The 2,567-nt window shown below is 50.6% G+C and carries 1 protein-coding gene and 1 pseudogene; both read right to left on the bottom strand.

Annotated elements, in window-relative coordinates:
* Positions 1-2,113: pseudogene (locus ACYSNS_RS14490) on the bottom strand (hypothetical protein); the annotation flags it as partial.
* Between the two features lie 149 nt (positions 2,114-2,262).
* Positions 2,263-2,567, bottom strand: a 305-nt coding sequence (locus ACYSNS_RS14485) for an autotransporter domain-containing protein (RefSeq protein WP_461723889.1), incomplete at its 5' end; no start/stop codon positions are given.

Here is a 2,567-nt window from a genome sequence, read left to right as displayed (position 1 = left end):
TCGAACGCACCATGATGCGGATATGGTCTATACCGGCAGTTGCTATCAGGTCGCTGCCCTGATTGACAAAGCCAAGCGCTGCCGCACGGCCTTCCGAATAGGACTTCGATTGTGGATTAACCTTGGCGGCAGAACCACCGCCTCCATTACCACCACCCGTGTCACCACCATTGCTACCGCCGCCTCCATCACCACCACCGCTCGGTGTGTCATCGGTCTTATCATTAATAGTCAATACCAATGCGTTATTGCCTGTGTTCTGCTGTGCCAATGTCGCATCATAGACGATGAAGCTACCTTGCCTAATGGTATAGTTCTGTGAGGCAAGGCTGCCTTGTGTCTTGTCAATCATGGTAACCGTATCACCACCGTTCAGACGGTTGCCATCATTGACCATGGCAACCGTGTGCTTGGTATTGGTCAAGTCAACGGCATTACCACCATTGGCGATTGTCACAAGCGTATCGCCATTCTTAACATCGCTTGGCAATGTCCAGTTATAGTTCTCGAAGTTATAGATACCAAAAACCGTACCGCGATAGCCTACCAGATTAAGTGTGTTACCCTTAATAACTGTATCGAAGGCAGTATTTTCCGATCCATCGCCATTGACGCTCCGGCCACCCCAGATCGAGCCATAGGTTGTCACATTGCCATCAGCATCACGCTCGCCAATCTTGATGTCACTGCCTGCAAGCGTCACCGTGTTGTTAATAGCCAAACCGCCCGTTCCGTAACCAGCTGCAGTACCATTGCCTTTGGAACCCCCATGGCTGTAACCGCCATAGACATCGCCCCAGATCAATGACTTACCTGAGATGCTGACTTCATTACCGTTAACGTTACCTCCATCGCCAGCGCCGCCGCCTACACTTGCGCCACCGAAAATTGATCCGCCATTTTGACCATCAACACCCGGATTAGAATTTTGTCCGGCACGGCCACCTTTACCACCAGCAGCACCGGTGAGAATAACATCATTAACAACAACAGAGTTATTTATCACATCACTTGAAGCTGCGCCCCCACTTAACGCAAGCCCCCCAAAAACACTACCACCACCCATTCCACCACTGCCGCCATTTGTTTGCTGATAACTGTCCAGTAAAGGATCCCCACCAGAGCCACCTTTGCCCCCTACAAGCGTGACATTATCTAATTTGACAGTATTTCCCTGAACGACACCACTTTTCACATCTTGTGCTGCCCCGCCTATACTAAGGGCACCATAAACCGACCCACCGCCCATGCCACCTATGCCACCAGCAGAATAAGATGCACCGAACCCTCCACTACCCGCATTCCCCCCAATTAATTTGACGCCTGTTAAATAGACAAAGTTATTTGTAACACTACCCGCATATCCGCCTGAATAATTGAAAGTTGTTACACCACCAAGACTCACACCACCGAAAACAGATGCGCCACCCATCCCACCGACACCACCACCTGTTAGTTCACCGAGATTTTCTGTCGTGCTATGGCCATCACCACCGGCCGCACCCCAGATCTCTACATTTGTTACGACGACAGTATTATCTTTAACATCGCCCGCATGGCCGCCGTCACCGGATAGAAAGTCTGCGGCGCCACCAACACTTAGACCACCAACAATACTCCCGCCCCCAAAACCGCCAATACCTCCAGCACCGTTCGCGGATCCAGTCGAAGCTTTATTGGCATCGCCTGACCAGTCATAAGAAACGTTCTTTACAGTTAGATAGTTTCCAATGATATCCGCACCATCAGTGGCATCTACACCAACAGCAACATCTACCCCACCATAGATGACGTATGGTGCAACGGGCGTGGATGGCGAGGTGCCGGTGTTCCATTGTGCTTGTCCATTACCACCTGTCCCACCATCAACGGTAATGGTGTTGCCCGTGTAGACACCGTTGACGTACAAACTCTTATAGGTTGTAGCGGCTGTTGTGTCTCCTGTCGGGTCTTTCAGCAGTTTGGAAACATCAGCAGCCGCACCTGTATAAGTGACATCCTCCGCTCGGGCAGAAGAAACTGATAGGCTTGATACCAGTAGGACTCCGATTGAACCTGCAATTGCAAAGCAGGATACAGAACGGTTCAAGCGCGGGTGACCGGATAATTTCATCAGTAGTATTCCTTCTGCACAACCAATAAGCGGTCGGCTAACGTGATAGTCGAGAGATTGGCCCCAATGGCGAAGTCTGAACAAACTTGCGGACAAGCTACAAATCAGATCGTCCGCAAGATAAACAAAGTCAGCAGAATTTCAAGCAATCAAAACTGGTATTTGAGCTTGATGCCGCCCCCACCACCTTGGCGTTGTCCGGCATAGGCCTGACCATTGACATCAAGGCTCAAAGCCTTGTTGCTGGCAATCGGCTGAAGGCTGAACCCAGCCTCGAAAATACCCGTGCTGCCCTCCAATGATGGACGAGCAAGATTGAATTCATAGGCCTTCGCCTTCACCTCGCCATCAAACTCGTATTCATAGGCAGCACCAATGTAAGGCTTGAACTGTTCGCTATAGGCATAAGCATAACGGCCACCAAGCTGAATGCGTGAACTCAACGAGCTGTCAA

Source organism: Bartonella sp. LJL80 (assembly GCF_054871565.1).
This window is presented reverse-complemented; position numbering and strand designations above follow the sequence as displayed.